The following is a 21,552-nucleotide window of genomic DNA, read 5'->3' on the forward strand; positions in this document are numbered from 1 at the left end:
AACCCAAACCTTACAAATGAGTGCGGGGCAGTTTCTGCCACTTACCCGATACCAGATAGACGCCAAATACGGTCAGCACCATTCCTCCCAGTTCCAGTGGGGTCAGGCGCTCCCCGAACACCAGAAAGGCCTGGACCGCAATTGTCGGAGGGATGAGATAAATCAGGGCGGCAGCTCTGGAGACTTCGCCTTCGCGGATCAGAATGACAAAAAGGCCGACTGCGCCGAGTGACAGACCAAGAACCGACCATGCCATGGCACCATAAAGCTGCAGCGTCCAGGAAAACTGAAACTCTTCCAGCAGCAGGGCGGCGGGCAATGTCGCCAGAAAGGCACCCAGATATTGCAGCGTGGTGATGGTCCGCAAATCACCTTTCTGCAGGAATTTCTTTTGATACAGCGTGCCGATCACGACAGAAATCATGGAAACGAAATTCACTCCGATGAGCAATATCCAACCATCGTGCACGCCGTCGGTGCCCGCAAGATCGCCAGCAAGATCGCCAGAAAGATCGGCAGCAAGCCTGGGAGCCAGTGCCACCATCAGTCCGGCAAATCCCAGTGCAAAGCCAGTCCATTGCCGGGTGCTAATCTGCTCGCCGACGATCATCCCCGCCAGAACGGCGGTTATCAGAGGTTGCAGCGCGGCCATCATGCCGGACAGGGTGGACGGCATTTGCTGATCCAGCACCCACCAGATGCCACCAAGATATATTGCATGCAGAAATACGCCGGAGAAGATCGCATGGACCAGCAATTGCCGGCGTGGCCAGGTGGCGCGAAGGGCAAAGCAGAACGCCGCCAGCAGCAGGCCGGCGAGCGCGTAGCGGATGGTCAGGAAACTGAGCGGTTCAGCGTAGGGACTGGCATATTTCGCAACAATCCAGCCGGTTGACCAGAGCAGCACAAAAAGTGCGGGGAACAGAAACAGCAAACGAGCGCGCGTCACGATAAAACATCACTTGCTGACACATCAGCCCGTTAGGAGAAGGTCTTAACTCCAGCCGCCATTGTAGGTCTGATAAAATATATGACGACCGATCTTGGTCATGCGTTTCATGCTCTTGGCCCAGCGTGGACTCACATAAGTCGCATGATAATGGGTGGCGGATCCGACCGCACGGGACCATTGTTTGCCATTGGTCACTTCTTTTGCCACCTTTTGCGCCTGAGCGTAGGATTTCTTATCTGTCACCTTGTCGCGGGCACCATCGCAAGCAAATGAGAACTGGCAGCGGTTACGCCATTTCTTGTTCTGATAGACAACGCCGCAAATGCTTGCCGGATAGGCTGGTGCTTTCACCCGGTTGAGCACAACCTGAGCCACAGCTGCCTGCCCTGAAACCGGCTCGCCCCGCGCCTCAAAATACACCGCGGCTGCCAGGCAGCGCTGCTCGCGGCGAGAGTATGAGGCCCGCGGCAGTTTATTCGCAGCCCAGACATGATCCTTCGTACCGATCTCCGGCCGGACAACAGCCACATTTTCAATGCCGTCGCTTTTCGCAATCTCGGAAATATCCGGTCTGATAGTGGGAATTCGGCCTGCAATGGAAATCTGTGGTTCAGGCGCAACCGTTCGTTTTTCTTTATCCAGAGATGCTGCTGCCAGGGAAGCGCTTTGTATCGTCCCCCCCCGTTTGATCTTCGGAGTTCCAAGCGGAACGGCGGCTCTACCCGGCAGGGTGCGTACAGCAGGCGGTTTCGGCATGTTCAGAATCGCGGAAAACGGAGACTTGAACTCTTCCATATTGTCAACCGGTGCATAGGCCAGTGCCACCTGCAGGGGATCAGCTTTTCCGGTTGTATCAGCAATAGCCGGTTTTGCTTTTTGAGCATTGGCAACCATGCTGCGCGAGCGCTGGCGCAACGTGCCCGGCACGCTGAATTGATTGGTTGCAAGAGCAATCTGGTCTTTGCTTGGCCAGCCAGGTGCCGCCAGTGCAGAACGCGGCAGCATTTCTTCATCGACCGCTGAAAACAGATCGCGCAATTCGAACAGATTGCCAGAATGCGGCAGGTCGGTATTGGGTTCAATGGCGATGGCACGGCTGCGTGTCATCTGCAAATCTTCTTTTGCGTCACGGTTGACATTTTGCGAAGGCGTATTGGCCGGATCTTTGGCCGACACTTTGGGTGGCGACCCGGTTTCGACGCTTGCAGTCAGAACGCCGGACGATTCTATCTGTTGGTTGGTTTGCGAACTGGTGGCACGGACGGCAGACCGTTGCATCGGCGTCAGAAGTATATAGGAATCCGCATCCGCCAATTCGATAAATTCAGGCAGACTGGATTGAGAGGGCGTTGCAAATAACAACAAGGCACCAAGGGCAGTCGAGACAGCCAACCCAGCCATCCGGGCCTGGCGTCGGGCCACTATGGCACGTTCGTTGGCTCGGGCGCGGGCCAGCAGCATGACCCTTCTTTGCCTTGCGGCGCGCTTCCTCGCCACTGGCGAAAGAGTGCTTTCATCAAGACGCAATGCTGGCACAGGGAGACCCCCAGCAACATGCGCGGCTTTACGTGACACAACCATCCAAAGGGTACTCCAACGCAACGCGAGCCCTTTTGCACCGTAATCCTGGCCATCGGCGTCATCGCCATCCATCAAGAAATCCGATGGTTCTAGCGCATCGCCCGGCTCAACAGCCGAAGACAGGACTGAAACCTGGTGCAAACTTTTTGGCCTCAAGGACCGATCATTTATCATTAGGAGTGATTAACCTTGAGTTTCGGTTAACGTTTCACAAAAATATTGCAGCTAAGTGTTTGGATTTGGTTAACCATAAATTTAATTTCTGAGAACCTTATCCAAGAGTGCCGAAACTTATCATCTGGACTCAGCAACACATCCAGCTGGTCAAACCAAAATTGTCACAGACAGGCGCCGACCGCGCTGTAAAACTATTTAAATGTGGCGTTGAGAAGGCTTGCCCCTGATTAAATTCAAACGTCTGCCCTAACCGGTAGTGATGATAAGTTTATACAGAGTTTCAACCTCCTCGCAACCCTTGATGCACGTCATATTTCAATGTGTTACAGTTCGTCTGGATCAGCTTTCAGCTTCATTTTTCCTGTCTCAGCGCGGCCTGTGCGGCAGCCAGCCGTGCAATCGGCACGCGGTAGGGGGAACACGAAATATAATCGAGACCGATCGACTGGCAGAAACTGATGGATGCCGGATCACCACCATGTTCACCGCAGATTCCCAGCTTGATATTGGGACGCGTCGCGCGCCCGCGCTCTGTTCCAATACGCACCAACTCGCCGACACCGTCCTGATCAAGGCTGACAAATGGGTCCTGCTGGATCAGACCCTGAGCCGTATAAGTCCCCAGGAAAGAGGCCGCATCATCGCGGCTGATTCCAAAAGTTGTTTGCGTCAAATCATTGGTCCCGAAGGAGAAAAACTCCGCCGTCTCTGCGATCCGGTGAGCCTGCAGCGCCGCGCGAGGCAACTCCACCATGGTTCCGACCTGATAACTGATCTGGATGTTCCGCTCTTTCATGACCATCTCGGCAACCGCATCAATGCGCGCCTTGATGAGATCAAATTCGGGTTTGACGGAAACCAGCGGCACCATGATTTCAGGCGTGACCGGGGCACCGGTTTTCTGCGCTGCTTCAATTGCGGCCTCGAAAATGGCCCGGGCCTGCATATCCGCGATTTCCGGATAGGACACAGCCAGACGGCAACCGCGATGCCCCAGCATGGGGTTAAACTCATGCAGCGCACGGGTACGCTGCCGGACTTTGTCCATCGGCAGGCCGAGTGCCTTCGCAACGTCCTCCATATCGGCTTCTGATTGCGGTAAAAACTCATGCAGCGGCGGATCGAGCAACCGTATCGTTACCGGCTTGCCGCGCATAATGTCGAACAGTTCGGTAAAGTCGGCCGTCTGCATCGGCAGCAATTTATCAAGCGCCTGGCGCCGCCCGGCGGCATCTTCCGCCAGGATCATTTCGCGCATCGCCATGATCCGGCTGCCATCGAAGAACATGTGTTCAGTACGGCAAAGACCGATCCCTTCTGCGCCGAAACTAAGCGCCATCCGTGCATCGGCCGGGGTTTCCGCATTGGTCCGCACTGCCATTGTCCTGGCTTCATCGGCCCATTGCATCAGCGTCGCAAAATCCTCCGAAAGTTCAGGCTGCAGCATGGCAATTTCGCCTTCCAGCACCTGACCACTGGTCCCGTCCACGGTGATGACATCACCGCGCTGAAACACCTTGCCGGCCACACTCAGAGTTTCATTGCGCAGATCAATACGGATGCTGCTGGCGCCCGATACACAGGGCTTGCCCATCCCTCTTGCGACCACTGCTGCATGGCTGGTCATGCCACCGCGGGCGGTCAGAATACCTTCGGCCGCATGCATGCCATGAATATCTTCCGGACTGGTTTCAACCCTGACCAGAATCACGTTGCGCCCCTGAGCCTTGGCATCCTGGGCATCATCGGATGTGAACACGATCCCGCCACTGGCAGCACCTGGGGAAGCGGGCAGACCTTTCGTCAAAATGTTTCGCTTTGCAGCCGGATCAATCGTCGGATGCAGCAACTGGTCAAGCGCCGCCGGCTCAATGCGCAGCACAGCTTCGTTCCGGCTGATCAGGCCTTCGGCCGCCATCTCCGTAGCAATCTTCAAAGCCGCCTTGGTGGTGCGCTTGCCGGACCGGGTTTGCAGCATCCACAATTTGCCTTCCTGGATGGTGAATTCCAGATCCTGCATATCGCTGTAATGCGCTTCAAGCTGGTTACAGATTGTGCAGAATTCCGCAAAGGCTTCCGGCATTTCCGCCTCAAGCGATGGCTCCTGCGTGCCCGCCTCCAGACGTGCCGCTTCGGTCAGGTTTTGCGGCGTGCGGATGCCAGCCACGACATCTTCGCCCTGGGCATTGATGAGAAACTCGCCATAAAGCGCTTTCTCGCCGGTCGAAGGATTGCGCGTAAAGGCAACGCCGGTGGCTGAATTACGGCCCATATTACCGAACACCATGGCCTGTACATTGACCGCCGTTCCCCAGTCGGAGGGAATGTTGTTGATGGCACGGTAGGTGATGGCACGCGGTGCCATCCAGGACTGAAACACCGCCCCGATCCCACCCCAGAGCTGATCTTTCGGGTCCTGCGGAAATGGTGTTTCCAGCTCACGCTCGACCAGATGTTTGTAGTCCGAAACGATCTGCTTCCAGTCATCGGCTGTCAGATCCGTATCCAGCACATAGCCGGCACGATTTTTGAAATTTTCCAGAATCTCTTCAAAGGCATGATGGTCGAGACCCATCACCACATCGCCATACATCTGGATGAAGCGCCGGTAGCTGTCATAGGCAAAGCGGGCATCGCCGGATTGCCTGGCAATGGTCTCAACCGAATTGTCATTCAGACCAAGATTGAGAACAGTATCCATCATGCCGGGCATGGAACTGCGCGCTCCCGAGCGCACCGACATCAACAATGGATTGGCATCATCGCCGAATTGGCGGCCGGTCAGCTCTGCAATGCGGGCAAGGGCATCCTCCACCTGCTGCTGCAGCGAACCAGGGAAACATTTGCCATTTCCATAATAATGCGAACAGACCTCGGTGCTAACCGTAAACCCCGGCGGCACAGGCAGCCCGAGTGACGACATTTCCGCCAGATTTGCACCCTTGCCGCCCAGCAGATCACGCATCTCCGCCGCGCCTTCAGCACGGCCATCACCAAATTGATAAACCCACTTGTGCACAATGCTCTCCCTGAAATAAGCCCGTTACGCAAATCGGCATAGCACCGCGGCACCTGCCCCCACCTAACGCTGCGTCACAAGGGCCTAACGCGCAAATTGCTGCAGCGCAATACAGAATTCCATTATTTGGAAGATTTCCGCCTTGGGGGCTGTCAATTTCGCAGAATGAAAAACCCCACCTTTTTAATCATTTTCTGCCCGAGGCAATCTGCAATGGAGTCCTTGAAGCGGTATTGATTTCCTGATTCACCGAGAATGCGGGTCAGAGCCAGTATCTTGTCCAATTCATGGACTTGTGTTCGTGTCACAGGCTTTGAAAACTCGGCGACCAATCTCGGGGACAGATCATACGAGCTCAAGTTTTCATCGTTCAGTTGGTAGATCAACTGTCCGTCAGACACAATTCGCGTCAGTTGATCCCTCACTTGGGTGTCATTATGCGTCTTCAAATCGAAAATATCCAAACATCTCCCGTTGCTGCCCTTGATGATAATTTCAGCCTTTTTGGGATTTTTTTTGGGCTTCATGCCGATACCGTGACCCGCGACAATTTTTGCCCCTTTCCTGCGAACCAAAGCAGTGTTTCGTCCTGCATTGCGCAATGACATGCGTACAACCGACAAAAAGTGAACCGGAATTCCAAAATGATGTAGCTGCTTGAACGTATTGTCGCCGGTTGCTTTCGTCATGCAGTCCAAATTCGGCAATTTCACAAAATCTTCCAATGAAATGATTTTATCATAGTCGGGGTTTCGTAAGGACTTGAGGAGATTTGTAAAAGAAGCGGAAGTAGGTGTATCCCAAAAATGAATGGCATTTGGAAATAGACTGAGCAAATCCGTCCCCTTTGCCAACATAACATCAGCGGGCAAACAGTTGATCACACGGTTCGGCTGCTTGTCATATTTGTCTAGATCTGAAATGACGCTGACATCTTTGAAATCCGGTATCTCTTCACCATTGCGGCGAAGAATTGTTGTGTGTGCTGCTGTTAGTCCAACCAATTCCAGTGCAGGTAGAATGAACCTTTGAACTCGCCAGCCACCACCAGCAATCAAAATCTCCTCAGTCATAATTTTGGGTCTCCCGATTGCCATTCTTCAAATCCGCTGAAATTTTTTCCGCTGTGCGCAGAGAAAAAGCGGCGATCGACAAGAACGGATTGGCATTGCCATATGATGGAAAGACCGCCGAACCACAGACATATATCATGTTGGCGTCGTGCAGGCGGCCATACTGATCGACCACCGATTTTTTCGGATCAGCACCCATACGCGCAGTTCCCAGGAAATGCGAATGGACTGCGGTGAAATCCCATTCCTCCGGATTGGCGCTCAGTGCAGATGTGAATTTGCCGATGCCGTAGGTTTCAAACAGGTCTTTCAGCGCATCGGCCAACTCTCTGATCGAGGCAATATCCTGGTCGGAAAAACGCCACTCGACCCTGGCTGAGGACATTCCGTACAGGTCCGGTTCGCCGGTCAGGCTGACTTTGCAATCGCGGCTGGGATACTGGTCCAGAAAGGCCTTGACCGAAAGCGTGTTGGCCCGGTGCTTCCACAGACCCGCCTTCCCGAGAAAATTGAATAAGGCCCGTCCCGAGGCGATACCGAATTTGTTGAGCCTTTGATGGAAGCGTTTTGCCAGGCCCGAGGCTTGGTCTGAGGGCAATGCGGCAAAAGCCGCTTGTGCCTGTTCAAGAAAGTAAGTTCCGATCCGCTCGAATTTTCCGCTGAACTGCACATAGTGGTTTAAGGGCCCACTCCCGGCAGACGATTGCGCCAGGCCGAGACCAAGCCGCAGATTCGCATTTTTAAGCTTTGCATCCGAGAACATCGGCGAAGCCAGCAAAACCGGCCTGTTCAGCGCAAGACGTCCCAGCGTCCCTTTCGGGTGGGTTGAAAAGAACCTGCCGAGCAGTCCCGAAGCGTTGCCAATCCCCCTACCCTGATCCGAGTTCAAAAGAATTCTCGGCGTTTCAATGCCGCCGGTACACAGCACAAATACCTTGCCGGAAATGTCCAGTGTCTTGTTGTTGCCGCATGCGAACCGTGCGGATATGGCCTGCCCTGTGCTGTCCTGCCGTTCAAAGGAAAGCAGCCGGCAGCCGCTCAGCATGTTGAAGCTGGAATGATCCGGGAGGCTATCTTTCAAATAGGTGCCGGTGTTGAATGGCGGCGTGTTCCACTGGAACCGTTTGATCGAAATCTGTCCCGATGACTCAAGCGCAGCCCAAGCGTCATCGTCCGCTATGCCGGTTTCAGTTTTCTTAAGATCCGCAATTGGAAGCAGGCCCAGAATACTCGCCGCTTCCTCGTAATGAGCGGCAATCGCTTCATATTCAAACGGCCAGCCCTTTGCGGCGGTGATATCGGTTTCTTCCAGCGGTGCGCAACGCCCTGACCACAGATTCGAAGTACCGCCAATCTGCCAGCTGAGACCGAATTCGACCGGGACCTGCTTGCCCCGGCTTTGAAACTGGAAATAGGGTGATGCATCGACATCAGGCAGGTCTCTGCCGGCTTCAATCAAAAGCACATTGTGTCCGCGCTCAAGCAATCGAAGGGCAGTGAAAGCGCCGGCAGGTCCGCTGCCGATGATGATAACTTCTGCAGCCTCAATTGCCGGAGCATCCGGTGCGATATCTGCCGCATCAATGATCTGGCCCATCAGCCGCCCTCCCCCTCAGGACCCGGTGCACATTTTAAGAATTCTGAACCATAACAATCCGGCTACCAACACCTAAATATCGTAAATCTTGCAGAACTGGCCCAGATAGCTCGACGCCACAGGTTTACTGACAAGGCAATTCTCGCGCTTCAGTTTTCCCTGCCAGGCATGCATCAAAATCGTGTTTTCCCGCACCGATGCTTTTGCCACACTGTCATCGCGTGTTGTCAGATGCGGTGCTTCTCCCGAGCGCAGCGGATAGAAAACCGCCTTGTCCTGGGCGCAGGACATTTTATTGTGGCGCGTGGCATAGTAAGTCAGCGCGCGCGGCCCGATATTGGTTCTGGTCGTCAGGCTCGGCTCTGTGCGTCCGATGCGAATTTCATATTCGCGATAGACGCGGCGGCGCAATGTCGACCACGGTGTTCTCAGCGGATCTGCCGAAATTCCGTTGTAATAATCCTGTGTCATGTCTGCATCGGCCGGCAGCTTCAGCACCGCCCCATTGAGTTTCACATCGCTCAGCCAGCCGAACACATAATCGTCTTGCAACTCGTAGGGTTTAAGGAAAATACAATCCAGATCGACCCATAGACCGATCGATTGCATCTGCCCGACGAGGCGGAAGATATTGGTGAACAGCGTATAGCGTTTGGCCGGAATGTAACGGTACGAATTGTCGCTTTCGGGAATGATTTCACGGGCGTCGCGAATGTCGATATGCAGATCAAGCTTTGCCAATTCCTCCGGAAAATAGGAATACACTGTCAGACTGTGGCCATGAGCCAGGATGGAGGCAACCGAGAGGCGCTCCAGCCAGGATACCGGCCCGTCCCAATATGAAAAAATATGCTGTTTCAAAATATTCCGGTCCCGGGTTGCAGGGCATTGATATCAAAACGCTCGGACCGGCCTCATAGGTTGCAGCGGCGGCGATCAGGCGCCTTATTAGGTTGCGGACCCATTCCCATCAAGCAAAATCTGGCGCATCCGGTATGAAGACCCGCGCCTGTCAGCGCGTCCTTTCTGATTGATCTTCCGGGCAATGCCAAGCTATATCTGCGGCGCTATCCGGCTGTTGCATGAACCTCTCACGACCGGGCGCGCAACCTCGAAACCGGCACACGATCCGATCCGGGGCAGATCAGACAGACCATCCGCATTGGACGTTTCATGAATATTCCCAAGATCATCTGGAGTTACTGGGAAGATGGGGCCGACAGTGCGCCTGACGTCGTCAAAACATGCTTTGCCTCCTGGAAAAAGCTGAACAGCGGCTATGACATCCGTATATTGGACAAAAACAGCTTTGCGCAGCATACTTCGGCATTGCGCTCGCTGGATCTGTTTCGCGACGATATTACGGTTGTCAAGCGGGCGAATCTCATCCGTCTCGCAGTGCTTCACGAGCATGGCGGTATCTGGGCTGACGCCACGCTGTTCTGCAACCAGGCTCTGGATGAATGGCTTCCGGACTATTTGACCAGCGGATTTTTTGCCTTCCGGAACGAAAAGAAAGCGCGGGATGTCTGCACATGGTTTCTTGCTTCGCAGCCAGAGAATGCTTTGACTGCAGCATTTCTGACGGAATACAGACGGAATTTTGAAGAAACGATTTATACCAATCAGGACAAACCCTACTATAAACCTGTCATCAAGCTGCTCTCACTGGTTCTCAACCGCAACACCTATCTGTCTCAATTCTGGGTGCATCCCTGGCTTCGCCGGACGTTCAAGATGTATCCATATTTTCACATGCATTTCACCTTCAACAAGATCATCTACAGGCGCGGTGAAGCTGATCAGATATGGCAGCGCACGCCGGTCTATTTCCGCTCCTGCTCAAGCTATCTGCGCAAAGCTGTCAGCGGCGGCACAGATATGGCGGAAATCGAGGACTTTATCCAATCGGCCGGCTCACCTGTTCACAAGCTGAACTGGCGCTCAAATTACAGCAGCGAACGCTGGCAGCAGGCCTTTGGCTTTCTGGATGCCTATGTCCGCTCGCACAGCAAATGACATGATCATATCGCACAGACATAAATTCATCTTCCTTCACTGCCGCAAATCCGCCGGCAGTTCCTTCAAGATCAGCACTTCGCGTTATCTGGGACCCGACGATCTTGTGATTGGCGGACTGAAAGACGGTTTGCAGCATGGTATCCGCCCGCCGCGAGGCATGGTCCGGACCGCCTATCGTCACCCTCACTGGCCCTCGGTAATGTTTAAACTGGCACGCGGATCGTATTGGAGTTTTGTCTCTGACAGTATCAAGCAACACTATGTTTCAAGCCTGGGCGCTATACCCGAACATGCTTCCGCCGCAGCGGTAAAGGCCGCCTTTCCGGAAGAATGGCAGCGCTACAAAAAAATCTGCATTGTCCGCAATCCCTGGGATCAGTTGTGGAGCGAATATAAATGGCGTTTCAAACGCAAAGCCTTCAAGTCCGGCTTTGACGACTTTGTAAAACGCCAGGAGCAGGTGGGACACAGCGACCGATATAATTTGAACTGGGATATCTACACCATCGACAACACGGTTAGCGTTGACAGGATCCTTTATTATGAGAACCTGAGCCAGGATATGGCAGACACCTTTGCCTGGCTCAGCATTGACTGGGATGGCTGGACGCCAAACGCCAAATCAACCGCCCAAGAGGCCGGGCTGGAGGCTGCGGACAATTATCGCGCTCACTATACAGATGAGACCAGAGCCATTGTTGCACGCATCCGCCAAAGGGAAATCGAACAGTTCAATTATGTGTTCTGATGCGCTTCAGATGGTCTGCAGAAAGCTTATATACTGATTGATGATCGCCTGTTTGGAAAACCCGCTTTGCCATTTCAGGAAACCGGCCTTGGCCACTGCAGCGCGCCGCTCATCATCTTGCGCCAACGCACTGATGGCTGCGGCCAGAGCCTGATGATCGTCTATCGCGACAAGAGTTCCGACTGAATGCGTCTCGCCCAAAAGCCAGCTTGGCCCTTCCGATGCGGTGGCCACCACCGCCACATTCTTCGACCACGCCTCAATCACCACATTCGACAAGGGCTCATGGCGCGATGGTACCGCGCAAAGGTCGGCCTGCTCCAGCAGCGAAGACTGGTCGTGCCGCCAGCCCAGAAAACGGATTCGCGAGGCAACATCAAGTTGTCCGGCCAATTGCCGCAACGCTCCTTCCTCCTCACCGGCACCGGCCAGCCAGAGCACCGCATCCGGAACGGTTTCCATCGCCCGGATCAAGGTATCAAATCCTTTTGAGGGATGCAGCCGGCCGCAGGCCAGAACCACAAATGCATCTTCGGCCGTATCGAAATCCGCCCGGCGCACCGGTGGCGCCGCTGGCAACTCGCCAAAATTGGAAATTGTACTGGTCCTGGTTTCATTCCAGCCCTGTTCTATCACATGCCGTTCCAGATCTGGCGTGTTGCAGATGATCCAGTCGAAACCGGCATAATATTTCAATGGATAATAGCCACCAAACCTGGCAACCCGCTTGTAGGACCCAGCTGGAATTCTCCGCGCAGCGCGGTTCATCCAGGCCAGCACGACATCGGGCTGCTTTGCTGCCAGCGCCTTTCGAAAAGTTCTGGTGGCCTGCCAGCCCAAAATACCCTTGCCGAAATCAAATTGCTGCACGGTAAGGCCAGCATCGGACAATTCTTCAAATCGCTCCCGGTCGCGCCCGATAAACAGGGACTGCCGCAACCCGGCCTCATGCAGGGCGATTGCCAGCTTGACAAAAAACCGCTCCGCGCCACCATGCGCCTCGCCGACAATGGCCTGTGCCAGCATGATGGTTTCAACAGGCTTCATCGGGTAGGACTCACGGGGCACGACTCATGTGGCTGTTTATGCAAAAAGGGGATGATCTGAAAAGGAGCGTGCAACCATGTTAGAGCAGTCACTGGATGGCGTCGAGGCCCTGCTGCTGGTTGGCGGACCTGCTGGTTGCGGCAAGACAACAATTGCCCAAACCATTGTTGACGCACCTGGCCAATTCGAGCTTCCAGCATCCTGTCCGCTGCCTTTTCACCGCACTGACTGGAAATCTTTGGAAGCAAAACACTTCCGCGAGGGAACAGTGATTGTCGAATTTGCCACCAACAAATTGAACGACCCGGTTCAATTGCAGAAGATCAGCGATTTCATCGATGGATTGCAGAAAGCCGCCCCTATCATGGGCACCTATGTCAGCGTCATTGACCGAAAAACTCTGCTGAGACGCTATTTTCAGCGCATGACGGCCTGGCACTTTCTCCATGCCGGAAAATGGAAGTCTCTGTCGCGTTATCTTCTGGCCGGAGGGTCGGACGATTTCGGCATCGCCGCCTGGAACCGCCTGTTGGACAGCAAATCCCTCGCTCGCCAGGCTTGGCCCATCTCCCGGCGCGCCGGGAGAGTTCAATAAGCCGACCGCGGCAGAAACCTGCAACAAATCAGACAGCCGCTACCTGGTAACATTGACTTTCTTGAAATCGAAATTTCTGAAGTGATAATCCGGCTTCAGAAATGTCGTCAGTTTCCTGATGTCATCCGTGTCGATATTGAAATGGATAAATCTCGGCTTGTCGCGGAAAAACTCCATCGTTTCCCGCTTGTGGGCTTCATTGATCTGCCGCCATACATCAGCCAGTTCACTCTTGTCGACTTTGAAATAACGCGCCTGGCGGTCTGCAAAATCACTATGATTGAAACGGGATTTGATCCAGTCATCCAAAGGCCTGTCATTATAGACAAAGTATGAATCCGGGTAATATTCGTAAAATTCTTCGTAATACTTGTTAGCTTCCGTATAGGCCGTGTCGGAGGCAATCAGCAGGTCTGAAAAGGCTTCAAACTTCGTAAGATACCTCAAGGGGTCCCGTTGCCGAATTACATTTTGCTCAATAATTGTTGCAGCATATAGGCCATTGTCATGAGAATGAATTGATCTAACGCTATTCTTCTTCAAGAAATGATGCAGCGCAGTTGTTCCACAATGGCTAAAACCGACAAAAAATATCTTGTTTTTCCGAACTCCAACCGGGATCAGCCGCCTGATCATATCTCTAACTCCAACGCGATATTTCCTCACCCAATTTGCGCATCCAGCCCTAAATCCAATACGGGCGATGAATGTGTGATCCAGCCGGTGGAAATATAGTCAACTCCAGCTTCAGCAATCCTGGCAATTGTGTCCAATTTTACACCACCGGAAGCTTCTGTTTTTGTGACGGGACTCATTTTTAACACCATTGCCACTGCTTTTTTCAGCATTGCTGCATTCATATTGTCCAACAACACAACATCGGGCTTTGCAGACAGCGCCTCCTCCAGTTGCTCAAGCGTATCAACCTCGACTTCAATCTTGACAAGATGACCAACATAGGCGCGCGCCGCTTCGATTGTTGCCGCAACACTGCCCACAACCGCTATGTGGTTGTCCTTGATCAGCACCGCATCATCAAGTCCGAAACGGTGGTTGGAGCCACCGCCACAGCGCACCGCATATTTTTCAAAGGCGCGCAAACCGGGAGTGGTCTTGCGGGTACAGCAGACACGGGCTTTGGTATGGGCAATTTGTGCAGCAAATTGGGCCGTGGCGGTTGCGATTCCGCTGAGATGGCCAAGATAATTCAGCGCCACGCGTTCCGCCGACAGAACATCGCGGGCGCGCCCGCTGATTTGCGCTACAACGGCTCCGGGTGTGACCGGATCGCCGTCATCAATCAGGGTTTCAAACCGGATCTGCGGATTGATCGCCCGGAACGCAGCGCGGGCAAGCGGCAGACCGGCGATCACTCCAGGCTGGCGCGATGCGATGACCACATCCGCCATGGCATCCGGCGGTATCGTCGCCAGCGTCGTAATATCTCCAGCCCGGCCGAGATCTTCCTGCAGCGCCGCGCGCACTGCATCATCCACCATCACGCGCGGCAATTCCGGCTTATAGGTTTGCTGTTCGCTCATAACACTCCGTCAGGCGGCCCGTAGCAGCGCCGATGCGACAATCGCGTCAACATCTTCAAGGGTGAGAAATGTGCGGTGATGCCACACCTCGGAAGTCTCCGGGAAATCCAGCCGCATATGGCCGCCGCGGCTTTCCTCCCGGGCGAAGGCCGCCGCAGCGATGCAGCGTGCAACCAGGGCCATATTGGCCAGTCGGGGCATTAAAGGCCGGTTGTTCAGTCCCTCAAAGATTTCCAGCGCCTTGCGCAAACCCGGGCCATCCCGCGCCACGCCGACGTGATCGGACATGGTTTTGCGGATCAGCGCGACAACGTCCTCATCCACCTCCGTGAGATCTGTCAGTTCAGGCATTGGCTCATCCGGCCAGCGATGGCGTTGTGGCGATGGCAAAGAGCCCTGAAGATCCTGGGCGATGCGTGTGGCAAACACCACCGCTTCCAACAGCGAGTTGGAGGCCAGCCGGTTGGCACCATGGGCCCCGGTTGAAGCGGTCTCGCCGCAGGCCCACAGCCCGTCGACCGACGTGCGGCCCCTTACATCAACATGCACCCCGCCCATATGATAATGCTCGGCCGGAATCACCGGGATCGGATCTGTTACTGGATCAATGCCTGCCGACATGCAGGAGGCATAAACCGTTGGAAACTGCTCGGGAAATTTGGCACCGACACTTTGCCGGCAATCCAGAAAAGCGCCTTCCCCGGACAGAACCTGGGCATGAATCGCTCGGGCGACGATATCCCGGGGGGCTAGTTCCGCATCTTCATGAATCTCGAGCATGAAACGCTTTCCGGCATTGTCGATCAGATAGGCGCCTTCGCCGCGCAATGCTTCGGTGGCAAGCGGAGCCGGATCGCGGCCGATATTGATCGCGGTCGGATGAAACTGGACAAATTCCAGATCCGCCAGAATTGCGCCGGCGTGGGCCGCCATGGCTATGCCACCGCCGCGCGCCTGCTGCGGGTTGGTTGTCACCGCGTAGAGCCCGCCGACACCGCCGGATGACAGCACCACAGCGCGAGCCGGCAACAGCAAGCGATTGGTCAGTCCGCCGCGCAGATCCTGCGCCACAATACCGCTGACCTGCTTGCCATTCATGCGCAGACGCTCGCCGACAAACCCTTCCAGCACCCGGATCGACGGCAGTTTGCGCACCGCCGCTATCAGCGCGCTCATGATCGCGGCACCTGCCATATCACCACGCACGCGGACAATGCGGCGTTGTGAATGAGCCGCTTCACGCGACAGTTTCAGATGGCCCTCCAGATCGGTGTCGAACGGCACGCCATACGCCAGCAGATCGTGAATCCGGTCCGAAGCTTCCGACGCCATCACTCTGGCGATTTTCTCATCCACCAGCCCCGCTCCGGCGGCAATCGTATCGGCCACATGGGCCTCGGCGCTGTCACCAGGCGACATCGCAGCGGCAATTCCGCCCTGTGCCCATGCCGATGAAGCACCCTCGCCGATCGGTGCCGATGTCAGAACAGTGACCGGTCTGGGCGCCAGCTTAAGCGCGCAGAACAGTCCGGCAAGACCACCACCGACAATCACCACATCATCAATGCCGTCACTGGAATGAGGCGTCAGAACTTCAACCATGATGTATTAATTCTTCCAGTTGATCATGCGCTCAACAGAATTGCGGGCCCGTTCCGCAACTGCCGGATCAATCAGAACCTCTTCTTCCATGGTCAACAGGCAATCCAGAATATTGGCCAGCGTAATGCGCTTCATATGTGGACACAGATTGCAGGGTTTGATGAAATTCACTTCCGGCACTTCCGCCGCCACATTGCTGGCCATCGAGCACTCGGTGACCATCACAACCTTGTCCGGGCGCTTGTCTTTGACCCAATTGATCATATGAGCCGTTGATCCGGTGAAATCCGCTTCCGCGATCACATCGGGTGGACATTCCGGATGGGCGATAATTTTGATGGAAGGATCATTTTCGCGATATTTGCGCAGCTCTTCGCCGGTGAACCGCTCATGCACTTCACAAGCGCCCTTCCACGAGATGATTTCAACATCGGTCTGGCTGGCAACATAACTGGCGAGATACTGGTCCGGCAGAAAAATCACCTTGGGCACACCCAGGCTTTCCACAATCTGCACCGCATTGGAGGAGGTGCAGCAGATGTCCACCTCGGCCTTCACTTCGGCAGTAGTGTTGACATAGGCAACCACCGGAACGCCCGGATAGGCCTCGCGCAGCAATCTCACATCCGCCCCGTTGATGGACGATGCCAGCGAACATCCGGCACGGCTGTCGGGTATCAGAACAGTTTTCTGCGGGTTCAGCATTTTGGACGTTTCCGCCATGAAATGCACACCGCACTGGACGATGATATCGGCATCCACCTTGCCCGCCTCAATGGCCAGCTGCAGACTGTCGCCGACAAAATCGGCAACGCCGTGGAAAATTTCGGGAGTCTGATAATTATGCGCCAGAATCACCGCGTTGCGCTGCTTTTTCAGTCTGTTGATATGATAGATCAGCGGCGCAAAGACCGGCCATTCGATCGCCGGAATCTGATCCTTGACCTTGTCATAAATCGGTGCCGTCGCCTTCGCTATGGCATCCGTATAGGTCAGGTCCGGCATCGGCAGAATGCCGAAGCGCTCAGCCGCGCTCTGTGCTGTCGCGCTATAACCGGTCCGGGGAGATAATCGCTGTGAATCATCGCCACCGAGTGCTGCAGGTATTGTGGACATGTCGCCCTCCACTGGTCAGGACCTCAAAAATGCGCCGGACAGAGGGTCCGCCAGAGCATCATCACGGTCTTTCATACTTATACTCACTTTGAGTATATATAGGCAGACAGACGATTTGCAAGCCTGAATATTCGTCAGCCGGCGTTCGGACCGGTCGTTCGCTCTGTATTGTGAAACCTCTGTCGCAACGCTGCTCAACAGGATAGGTTGCGGAGCCTGCAGGGAGAATTGTGATGACGTCCCGGATCAGATCCGTCCCATCCTTCTGGAATTCCGTTCCATTTGTCATTGCTATCGGCTGCCTGATTGTCATCGCATCCTTCGGCCCCCGTTCCATTCTGGGATTGTTTCTGGAACCGATGACCAGTGCCAATGGCTGGTCGAGAGAGACTTTTGCCCTGGCTCTGGCGCTTCAGAATCTGATGTGGGGTGCCGGTCAGCCAGTGGCGGGGGCCGTTGCCGATCGCTTCGGCACAGCAAAAGTCATAGCCGCCGGGGGCATTGTCTACGCGCTCGGCCTGGTGCTGATGGCCTATGCTGAAGGACCGTTCGCGCTGCATCTGACAGGCGGGGTGATGGTGGGGCTTGGCATGTCAGCGGCATCGTTCTCGCTGGTGCTTTCGGCATTCGGCCGTATCGTGACGCCGCAGAAACGTTCAATCGCTTTTGGCATCGGCACTGCGGCAGGTTCATTCGGCCAGTTTGTTTTCGGCCTCGGCGGAATCCAGTTGATCAATCAGTTCGGATGGCAGAATGCGCTTGTTGCGCTTGGTCTTATCGTCCTGATCACGCCGGTGTTGGCGGTTTTTCTGCGCGGCACAGCCATCGGCGACACAGGGCCGCTCTCCATGCCGCAGCAATCAATCACGCAGGCTCTCAAGGAAGCTTTCGGCCACCGCAGTTATAATCTTCTGGTAGTCGGTTTTTTTGTCTGTGGATTTCATGTTGCCTTTATCACGGTTCACCTGCCGCCCTTCCTGTCTGATATGGGCATCGCAACGCGCTGGGGCGGCTGGGCCATCGCTCTGATCGGGCTGTTCAACATTGTCGGGTCGCTGGCATCCGGTGTCATTGGCGGCCGCATGTCCAAACCCGTCCTGCTGACATTTATCTATCTGGCGCGCGGTGTCGCGATTGCCCTGTTCCTCACCTTTCCTGTCACGCCCGTCACCGTCATCCTCTTCTCGGCCGCCATGGGTCTGCTATGGTTATCAACCGTGCCGCCAACCTCTGCTCTGGTGGCAACCATGTTCGGGCCGCGCTATATGGCAACCCTGTTCGGATTTGTGTTTTTCTCGCATCAGGTGGGTGCGTTTTTCGGTGTCTGGCTTGGCGGCAGGCTGTATGATGCCACCGGCTCCTATGACAGCGTCTGGTACATCGCCATCGCGCTCAGCGGGTTTGCCGCACTTGTGCACTGGCCAATTCAGGAAAAACCGGTGCAGCGGCTTCAGTCCGGCACCGCTTAACCCGACCCCTTCGGTTTACACGCGCAATCCCGATGCCGGACGTTCCAGCAGAACCTCTCGGCGGAAGCGAAATAATTGCGCCGGACGCCCGCCGGTTTGCGCACTGCTTGTTCCGGTCGGTTCCACCAGTGCATTGGCTTCCACCAGACGGCGGAAATTCTGCTTGTGCAGATGCCGACCGGCCAGCGCCTCAACGGTTTTCTGCAGATCGGTCAGGGTGAATTCATCGCCCATCAGTTCGAACACCAGCGGCCGGTATTTCAGCTTGGCGCGCAGCCGCGAAATTGCGGTAGCCAGAATGCGGCGATGATCGAACCGCATGGCACGCCCGGTGTGTTCGAACAGATCGCTGACAACAACAGTATCGCGGCCATCAGCAGCCTCTTCAATCAGTCCGGCTTCGTATAACAGCTCATAGCGGTCCAGCACGCGCTCATCATCCCAGACCAGACCATCCAGCGCGAAGGCCAGTTTCAGGCGTTCCGCCTGTGTCGGATCACCTTGAGCGGCCCACTCCGACAGCGCCGGCAGCAGATATCTGTCGAGCACAACCGGACGTCCGGTGCGCCAGTCCTCCCACGGAAAATACACATACCAGGGCTGAAACGAGGCTCCGGACAGTTTCAATGCCTGTGCACTGATTGCATCCTCCGGGGCGGCACCCCGGCTCAGCGCCAGATAGCCCACTGACACCACATGGTCACCTTCATCATCGGGCCGCGCATGACGCCCCCGGTCACCAAAGGTGTAAAGTTGCTCGACATGGCCGATCTGGAGCCCGGCCTGGGCTTCCACAAACGCCCGCAATCCCAATTCAAACGTGCGATGCCGCAAGGGATCAAACGGACCGGACGGCAGCATATCCTTGCCCTCGGTTCCTTCCACTTCGCGCAAGGTGAGAATGAGAGGGGTCTGGTCTTTCAGGCCCACCACTGCGGCACTGAGACCGATGGCAATGGGGGCAATCTCAGAGCGCGCCATCATCAGCACCGTTGATTTTCAGATGAAATACGCTGCCTTCATAGCAATCGACCCCACGACCAATGCCGGTAACCGCATCCAGCATCCGACCGTTGCGCCCCAGAATATCATCGGCAAGTGCCACAAGTCGCTTGTTCGGGGTGGCCTCTGGTGAGCGCTGCCGGATGGTCTTTGCAATTGAGGTTTCATCCATATCTGGCCGCAGCAGGCAGGTCGCAATCATGGCACCGGCCGTGGAGCGGCTGACCCCGGCCCAGCAATGCACGATCAGCGGAGCCCTCTGGTCCCATCTTTCAACAAAGCGGATAAAGCTTCGGATGTGATCTTCTCCGGCCAGTGTCATACCTGACAAAGGTTCGATTATATCATTGAACCCCAGAAATAAGTGATCATCCGCCCGCACCAAAGGCGGCCGCGTAACAAGGGTATCGCTATTGATCAGTGTTGCCACATGGCTGGCGCGGCTTTCACGGGCGGTATTTTCCAGCTTATCGAGAGAGCAAACATATATGGCGCTCATTAAACTTCCTTATGGCTCCATTGCCAGCCGGCTGGCCAAATGCCCAAATGCATCCAGAAACGCGCCTTGCGCCTGATGCGCCGGCAGCGGTTTGAGTAAATCTGACACATCCTGCCCCGTGACACCACGCGGACGGCTGAAAAACCTGGCGGCTTCCGCATCGGAAAAACCCGCCAGCCGCGTTGCTTCAAAAAAAGCGGCCATGCGGTCGCAGGACTTGATGGCGCGCAACTCCGCTTTGCTGAGTTCCGGCGGCAATGAAAACCGCAGATGAATTGCCTGCTGAAGACGGTTTTCCAAGCTTTTATAGTCACCGCCGATCACTGCTTTGAACGGCGAGATCATATCTCCCACAACATATTCCGGCGCGTCGTGAAGCAGCAGCGCCATATACCAGTGCGGTTTGGACTTGGCGAACAGCTTTTCACCGATCCGTGCGACCAGAAGCGAGTGCTGCGCCACGGAAAATGCGTGTTCGCCAACCGTCTGCCCGTTCCAGCGCGCCACCCGTGCCAGCCCGTGGGCGATATCCTCGATCTCGATATCCAGCGGCGATGGATCCAGCAGGTCGAGCCGGCGTCCCGACAACATGCGCTGCCAGGCGCGCGCCGGCCGTTCTGCTTTTTGCGACGCGCCTAAGCCCATTTGAAAGAAACCCAGTCCGGTATCGCCAGGGTCACCTGGATGGTGCCGGCTTTGATGAAATGGCCCTGTTCCATCGCCTCATTGGCCCGGTCAAGACGGACTTGTGCAAGACCGACATGGGTGCTGACACTGCCCAGCGTTCCAATTGATTTTTTGTCCACACTTATGTCGGTCCCCGGTTCCGGCAGATCGTCGGTGGAAGACACCAGCACAATCCGCCGCCGGGCCGTGCCTCTGTGCCGCATGCGCGAGACAACCTCCTGGCCGACAAAACAGCCTTTTTCAAACCCGACCGCATTGATCTGGTCGAGATTGATATCATGGGGAAACACCTCGCCATATGCATAATCCACTGGAGCCTCCGCAACGCCAAGTTCGATACGCCGTGCCAGATAGGCATCGGTTTCATCGAGCACCAGAGCACTATCCGCCAGAGCCGCACCGACCCCGGCATTCGGAATGTAGGCGCGCTGACCCATGCTGACATGACGTGGGTCCGGCACCACGGCACCCGGCAGATGCGGTTGATCGTTCCCATCACCGCTCTCAATCAACGCCACGACACTCAGATCCCCGGTGATGTCTGCCACAACGACATCCGCGCGCAGCTTGTACATCGACAGCCGCTTCAGCAGATCCGCGCCCGCATCTGCCAGCGTGTCGAGCAGAAATCCATCATTCATGGGCACAATGAAAAAGTCGAACAGAACCTTGCCCTGCGGCGTCAGCAACGCACCGAACCCGCTGCTGCGCGTTTTAAGCCGGTCCATGTCAAACGTAATCAGGCCCTGAAGAAAGGATTCCGCCTCTGCTCCGCCGACATGCAGCAAGGCCCGGTTTTCAACGCGTATTGCAAAAACAGACATG

19 protein-coding genes are annotated in these 21,552 nt (G+C 55.4%); 4 read left to right on the forward strand and 15 right to left on the reverse strand.

Annotation, left to right across the window (positions count from 1 at the left end):
* Positions 1-10 precede the first annotated feature (10 nt).
* From RAL88_RS07760 to RAL88_RS07785, 6 genes are all read right to left on the reverse strand, one after another.
* A complete protein-coding gene (locus RAL88_RS07760; RefSeq protein WP_306268464.1) occupies positions 11-949 on the reverse strand; it encodes a DMT family transporter in 939 nt (312 codons plus the stop codon).
* A 45-nt stretch (positions 950-994) separates the two neighbouring features.
* On the reverse strand, positions 995-2,413 hold the full coding sequence (locus tag RAL88_RS07765; RefSeq protein ID WP_306268465.1) for a cell wall hydrolase: 1,419 nt from the start codon (positions 2,411-2,413) through the stop codon (positions 995-997).
* Between the two features lie 649 nt (positions 2,414-3,062).
* Positions 3,063-5,729: a pyruvate, phosphate dikinase gene (gene ppdK / locus RAL88_RS07770; protein ID WP_306268467.1), complete on the reverse strand. Its 2,667-nt coding sequence runs from the start codon at positions 5,727-5,729 to the stop codon at positions 3,063-3,065.
* 152 nt (positions 5,730-5,881) lie between these two features.
* Positions 5,882-6,802, reverse strand: a complete 921-nt coding sequence (locus RAL88_RS07775) for a hypothetical protein (RefSeq protein WP_306268468.1) — start codon at positions 6,800-6,802, stop codon at positions 5,882-5,884.
* Positions 6,795-8,399: an FAD-dependent oxidoreductase gene (locus RAL88_RS07780; protein ID WP_306268469.1), complete on the reverse strand. Its 1,605-nt coding sequence runs from the start codon at positions 8,397-8,399 to the stop codon at positions 6,795-6,797. Before RAL88_RS07780 ends, RAL88_RS07775 begins: the two co-directional genes overlap by 8 nt.
* Before the next feature lie 72 nt (positions 8,400-8,471).
* Positions 8,472-9,260, reverse strand: a complete 789-nt coding sequence (locus RAL88_RS07785; protein WP_306268471.1) for a hypothetical protein — start codon at positions 9,258-9,260, stop codon at positions 8,472-8,474.
* Positions 9,261-9,572: 312 nt separating this feature from the next.
* On the opposite strand from RAL88_RS07785, the gene RAL88_RS07790 reads away from it, so the two are divergent.
* Positions 9,573-10,418 (forward strand): glycosyltransferase family 32 protein, encoded by an 846-nt coding sequence (locus RAL88_RS07790; protein ID WP_306268473.1) that lies wholly within the window; start codon positions 9,573-9,575, stop codon positions 10,416-10,418.
* A 1-nt stretch (position 10,419) separates the two neighbouring features.
* The gene (locus RAL88_RS07795; protein ID WP_306268474.1) at positions 10,420-11,169 is read left to right on the forward strand and encodes a sulfotransferase family 2 domain-containing protein; all 750 of its coding nucleotides are present in this window, start codon (positions 10,420-10,422) and stop codon (positions 11,167-11,169) included.
* Between the two features lie 6 nt (positions 11,170-11,175).
* Here RAL88_RS07795 and RAL88_RS07800 read toward each other — a convergent pair whose 3' ends face one another.
* Positions 11,176-12,237 (reverse strand): glycosyltransferase, encoded by a 1,062-nt coding sequence (locus tag RAL88_RS07800; protein ID WP_306268476.1) that lies wholly within the window; start codon positions 12,235-12,237, stop codon positions 11,176-11,178.
* Positions 12,238-12,292: 55 nt separating this feature from the next.
* Here RAL88_RS07800 and RAL88_RS07805 point away from each other — a divergent pair, with 55 nt between their 5' ends.
* Positions 12,293-12,811 carry a hypothetical protein gene (locus tag RAL88_RS07805; RefSeq protein ID WP_306268478.1) on the forward strand — a complete coding sequence of 173 codons (519 nt, stop codon included), beginning with the start codon at positions 12,293-12,295 and terminating at the stop codon, positions 12,809-12,811.
* A gap of 39 nt (positions 12,812-12,850) precedes the next feature.
* Here RAL88_RS07805 and RAL88_RS07810 read toward each other — a convergent pair whose 3' ends face one another.
* Genes RAL88_RS07810 through nadA form a run of 4 tightly spaced genes read right to left on the reverse strand, consistent with a single transcriptional unit; the run spans position 12,851 to position 17,061 of the window.
* Complete coding sequence (locus RAL88_RS07810) at positions 12,851-13,447, reverse strand: sulfotransferase (protein ID WP_306268480.1); 597 nt, start codon at positions 13,445-13,447, stop codon at positions 12,851-12,853.
* A 26-nt stretch (positions 13,448-13,473) separates the two neighbouring features.
* Positions 13,474-14,352 carry a carboxylating nicotinate-nucleotide diphosphorylase gene (gene nadC, locus RAL88_RS07815; RefSeq protein WP_306268482.1) on the reverse strand — a complete coding sequence of 293 codons (879 nt, stop codon included), beginning with the start codon at positions 14,350-14,352 and terminating at the stop codon, positions 13,474-13,476.
* Positions 14,353-14,361: 9 nt separating this feature from the next.
* Positions 14,362-15,957: an L-aspartate oxidase gene (locus RAL88_RS07820; RefSeq protein WP_371932167.1), complete on the reverse strand. Its 1,596-nt coding sequence runs from the start codon at positions 15,955-15,957 to the stop codon at positions 14,362-14,364.
* A 3-nt stretch (positions 15,958-15,960) separates the two neighbouring features.
* Complete coding sequence (nadA, locus tag RAL88_RS07825; protein WP_371932168.1) at positions 15,961-17,061, reverse strand: quinolinate synthase NadA; 1,101 nt, start codon at positions 17,059-17,061, stop codon at positions 15,961-15,963.
* 242 nt (positions 17,062-17,303) lie between these two features.
* Between nadA and RAL88_RS07830 the strand changes: the two genes are divergently transcribed.
* Positions 17,304-18,539, forward strand: a complete 1,236-nt coding sequence (locus tag RAL88_RS07830) for an MFS transporter (RefSeq protein ID WP_306268487.1) — start codon at positions 17,304-17,306, stop codon at positions 18,537-18,539.
* Positions 18,540-18,554: 15 nt separating this feature from the next.
* Here RAL88_RS07830 and RAL88_RS07835 read toward each other — a convergent pair whose 3' ends face one another.
* Genes RAL88_RS07835 through RAL88_RS07850 form a run of 4 tightly spaced genes read right to left on the reverse strand, consistent with a single transcriptional unit; the run spans position 18,555 to position 21,551 of the window.
* Entirely contained in the window at positions 18,555-19,520 is a 966-nt protein-coding gene (locus RAL88_RS07835) for an NAD regulator (protein WP_306268489.1), read from the reverse strand.
* Positions 19,507-20,040: a tyrosine phosphatase family protein gene (locus RAL88_RS07840; RefSeq protein ID WP_306268491.1), complete on the reverse strand. Its 534-nt coding sequence runs from the start codon at positions 20,038-20,040 to the stop codon at positions 19,507-19,509. The genes RAL88_RS07835 and RAL88_RS07840 overlap by 14 nt, the downstream gene beginning before the upstream one ends.
* A 9-nt stretch (positions 20,041-20,049) precedes the next feature.
* Positions 20,050-20,685 carry an HD family hydrolase gene (locus RAL88_RS07845; protein WP_306268493.1) on the reverse strand — a complete coding sequence of 212 codons (636 nt, stop codon included), beginning with the start codon at positions 20,683-20,685 and terminating at the stop codon, positions 20,050-20,052.
* Positions 20,676-21,551, reverse strand: coding sequence for a folate-binding protein YgfZ (locus RAL88_RS07850; protein ID WP_306268494.1), 876 nt, complete (start codon positions 21,549-21,551; stop codon positions 20,676-20,678). The genes RAL88_RS07845 and RAL88_RS07850 overlap by 10 nt, the downstream gene beginning before the upstream one ends.
* Position 21,552: the final 1 nt, after the last annotated feature.

Source organism: Pararhizobium sp. IMCC3301 (assembly GCF_030758315.1).
Classification (GTDB): domain Bacteria; phylum Pseudomonadota; class Alphaproteobacteria; order Rhizobiales.

Coding starts and splice junctions, on each gene's coding strand:
- RAL88_RS07830 (WP_306268487.1), top strand. CDS start 17,304: ATGACGTCCCGGATCAGATCCGTCCCATCCTTCTGGAATTCCGTTCCA.
- RAL88_RS07850 (WP_306268494.1), bottom strand. CDS start 21,551: ATGTCTGTTTTTGCAATACGCGTTGAAAACCGGGCCTTGCTGCATGTC.
- RAL88_RS07840 (WP_306268491.1), bottom strand. CDS start 20,040: ATGAGCGCCATATATGTTTGCTCTCTCGATAAGCTGGAAAATACCGCC.
- RAL88_RS07765 (WP_306268465.1), bottom strand. CDS start 2,413: ATGCTGCTGGCCCGCGCCCGAGCCAACGAACGTGCCATAGTGGCCCGA.
- RAL88_RS07790 (WP_306268473.1), top strand. CDS start 9,573: ATGAATATTCCCAAGATCATCTGGAGTTACTGGGAAGATGGGGCCGAC.
- nadC (WP_306268482.1), bottom strand. CDS start 14,352: ATGAGCGAACAGCAAACCTATAAGCCGGAATTGCCGCGCGTGATGGTG.
- RAL88_RS07805 (WP_306268478.1), top strand. CDS start 12,293: ATGTTAGAGCAGTCACTGGATGGCGTCGAGGCCCTGCTGCTGGTTGGC.
- RAL88_RS07780 (WP_306268469.1), bottom strand. CDS start 8,399: ATGGGCCAGATCATTGATGCGGCAGATATCGCACCGGATGCTCCGGCA.
- RAL88_RS07845 (WP_306268493.1), bottom strand. CDS start 20,685: ATGGGCTTAGGCGCGTCGCAAAAAGCAGAACGGCCGGCGCGCGCCTGG.
- RAL88_RS07835 (WP_306268489.1), bottom strand. CDS start 19,520: ATGGCGCGCTCTGAGATTGCCCCCATTGCCATCGGTCTCAGTGCCGCA.
- RAL88_RS07795 (WP_306268474.1), top strand. CDS start 10,420: ATGATCATATCGCACAGACATAAATTCATCTTCCTTCACTGCCGCAAA.
- RAL88_RS07775 (WP_306268468.1), bottom strand. CDS start 6,802: ATGACTGAGGAGATTTTGATTGCTGGTGGTGGCTGGCGAGTTCAAAGG.
- RAL88_RS07810 (WP_306268480.1), bottom strand. CDS start 13,447: ATGATCAGGCGGCTGATCCCGGTTGGAGTTCGGAAAAACAAGATATTT.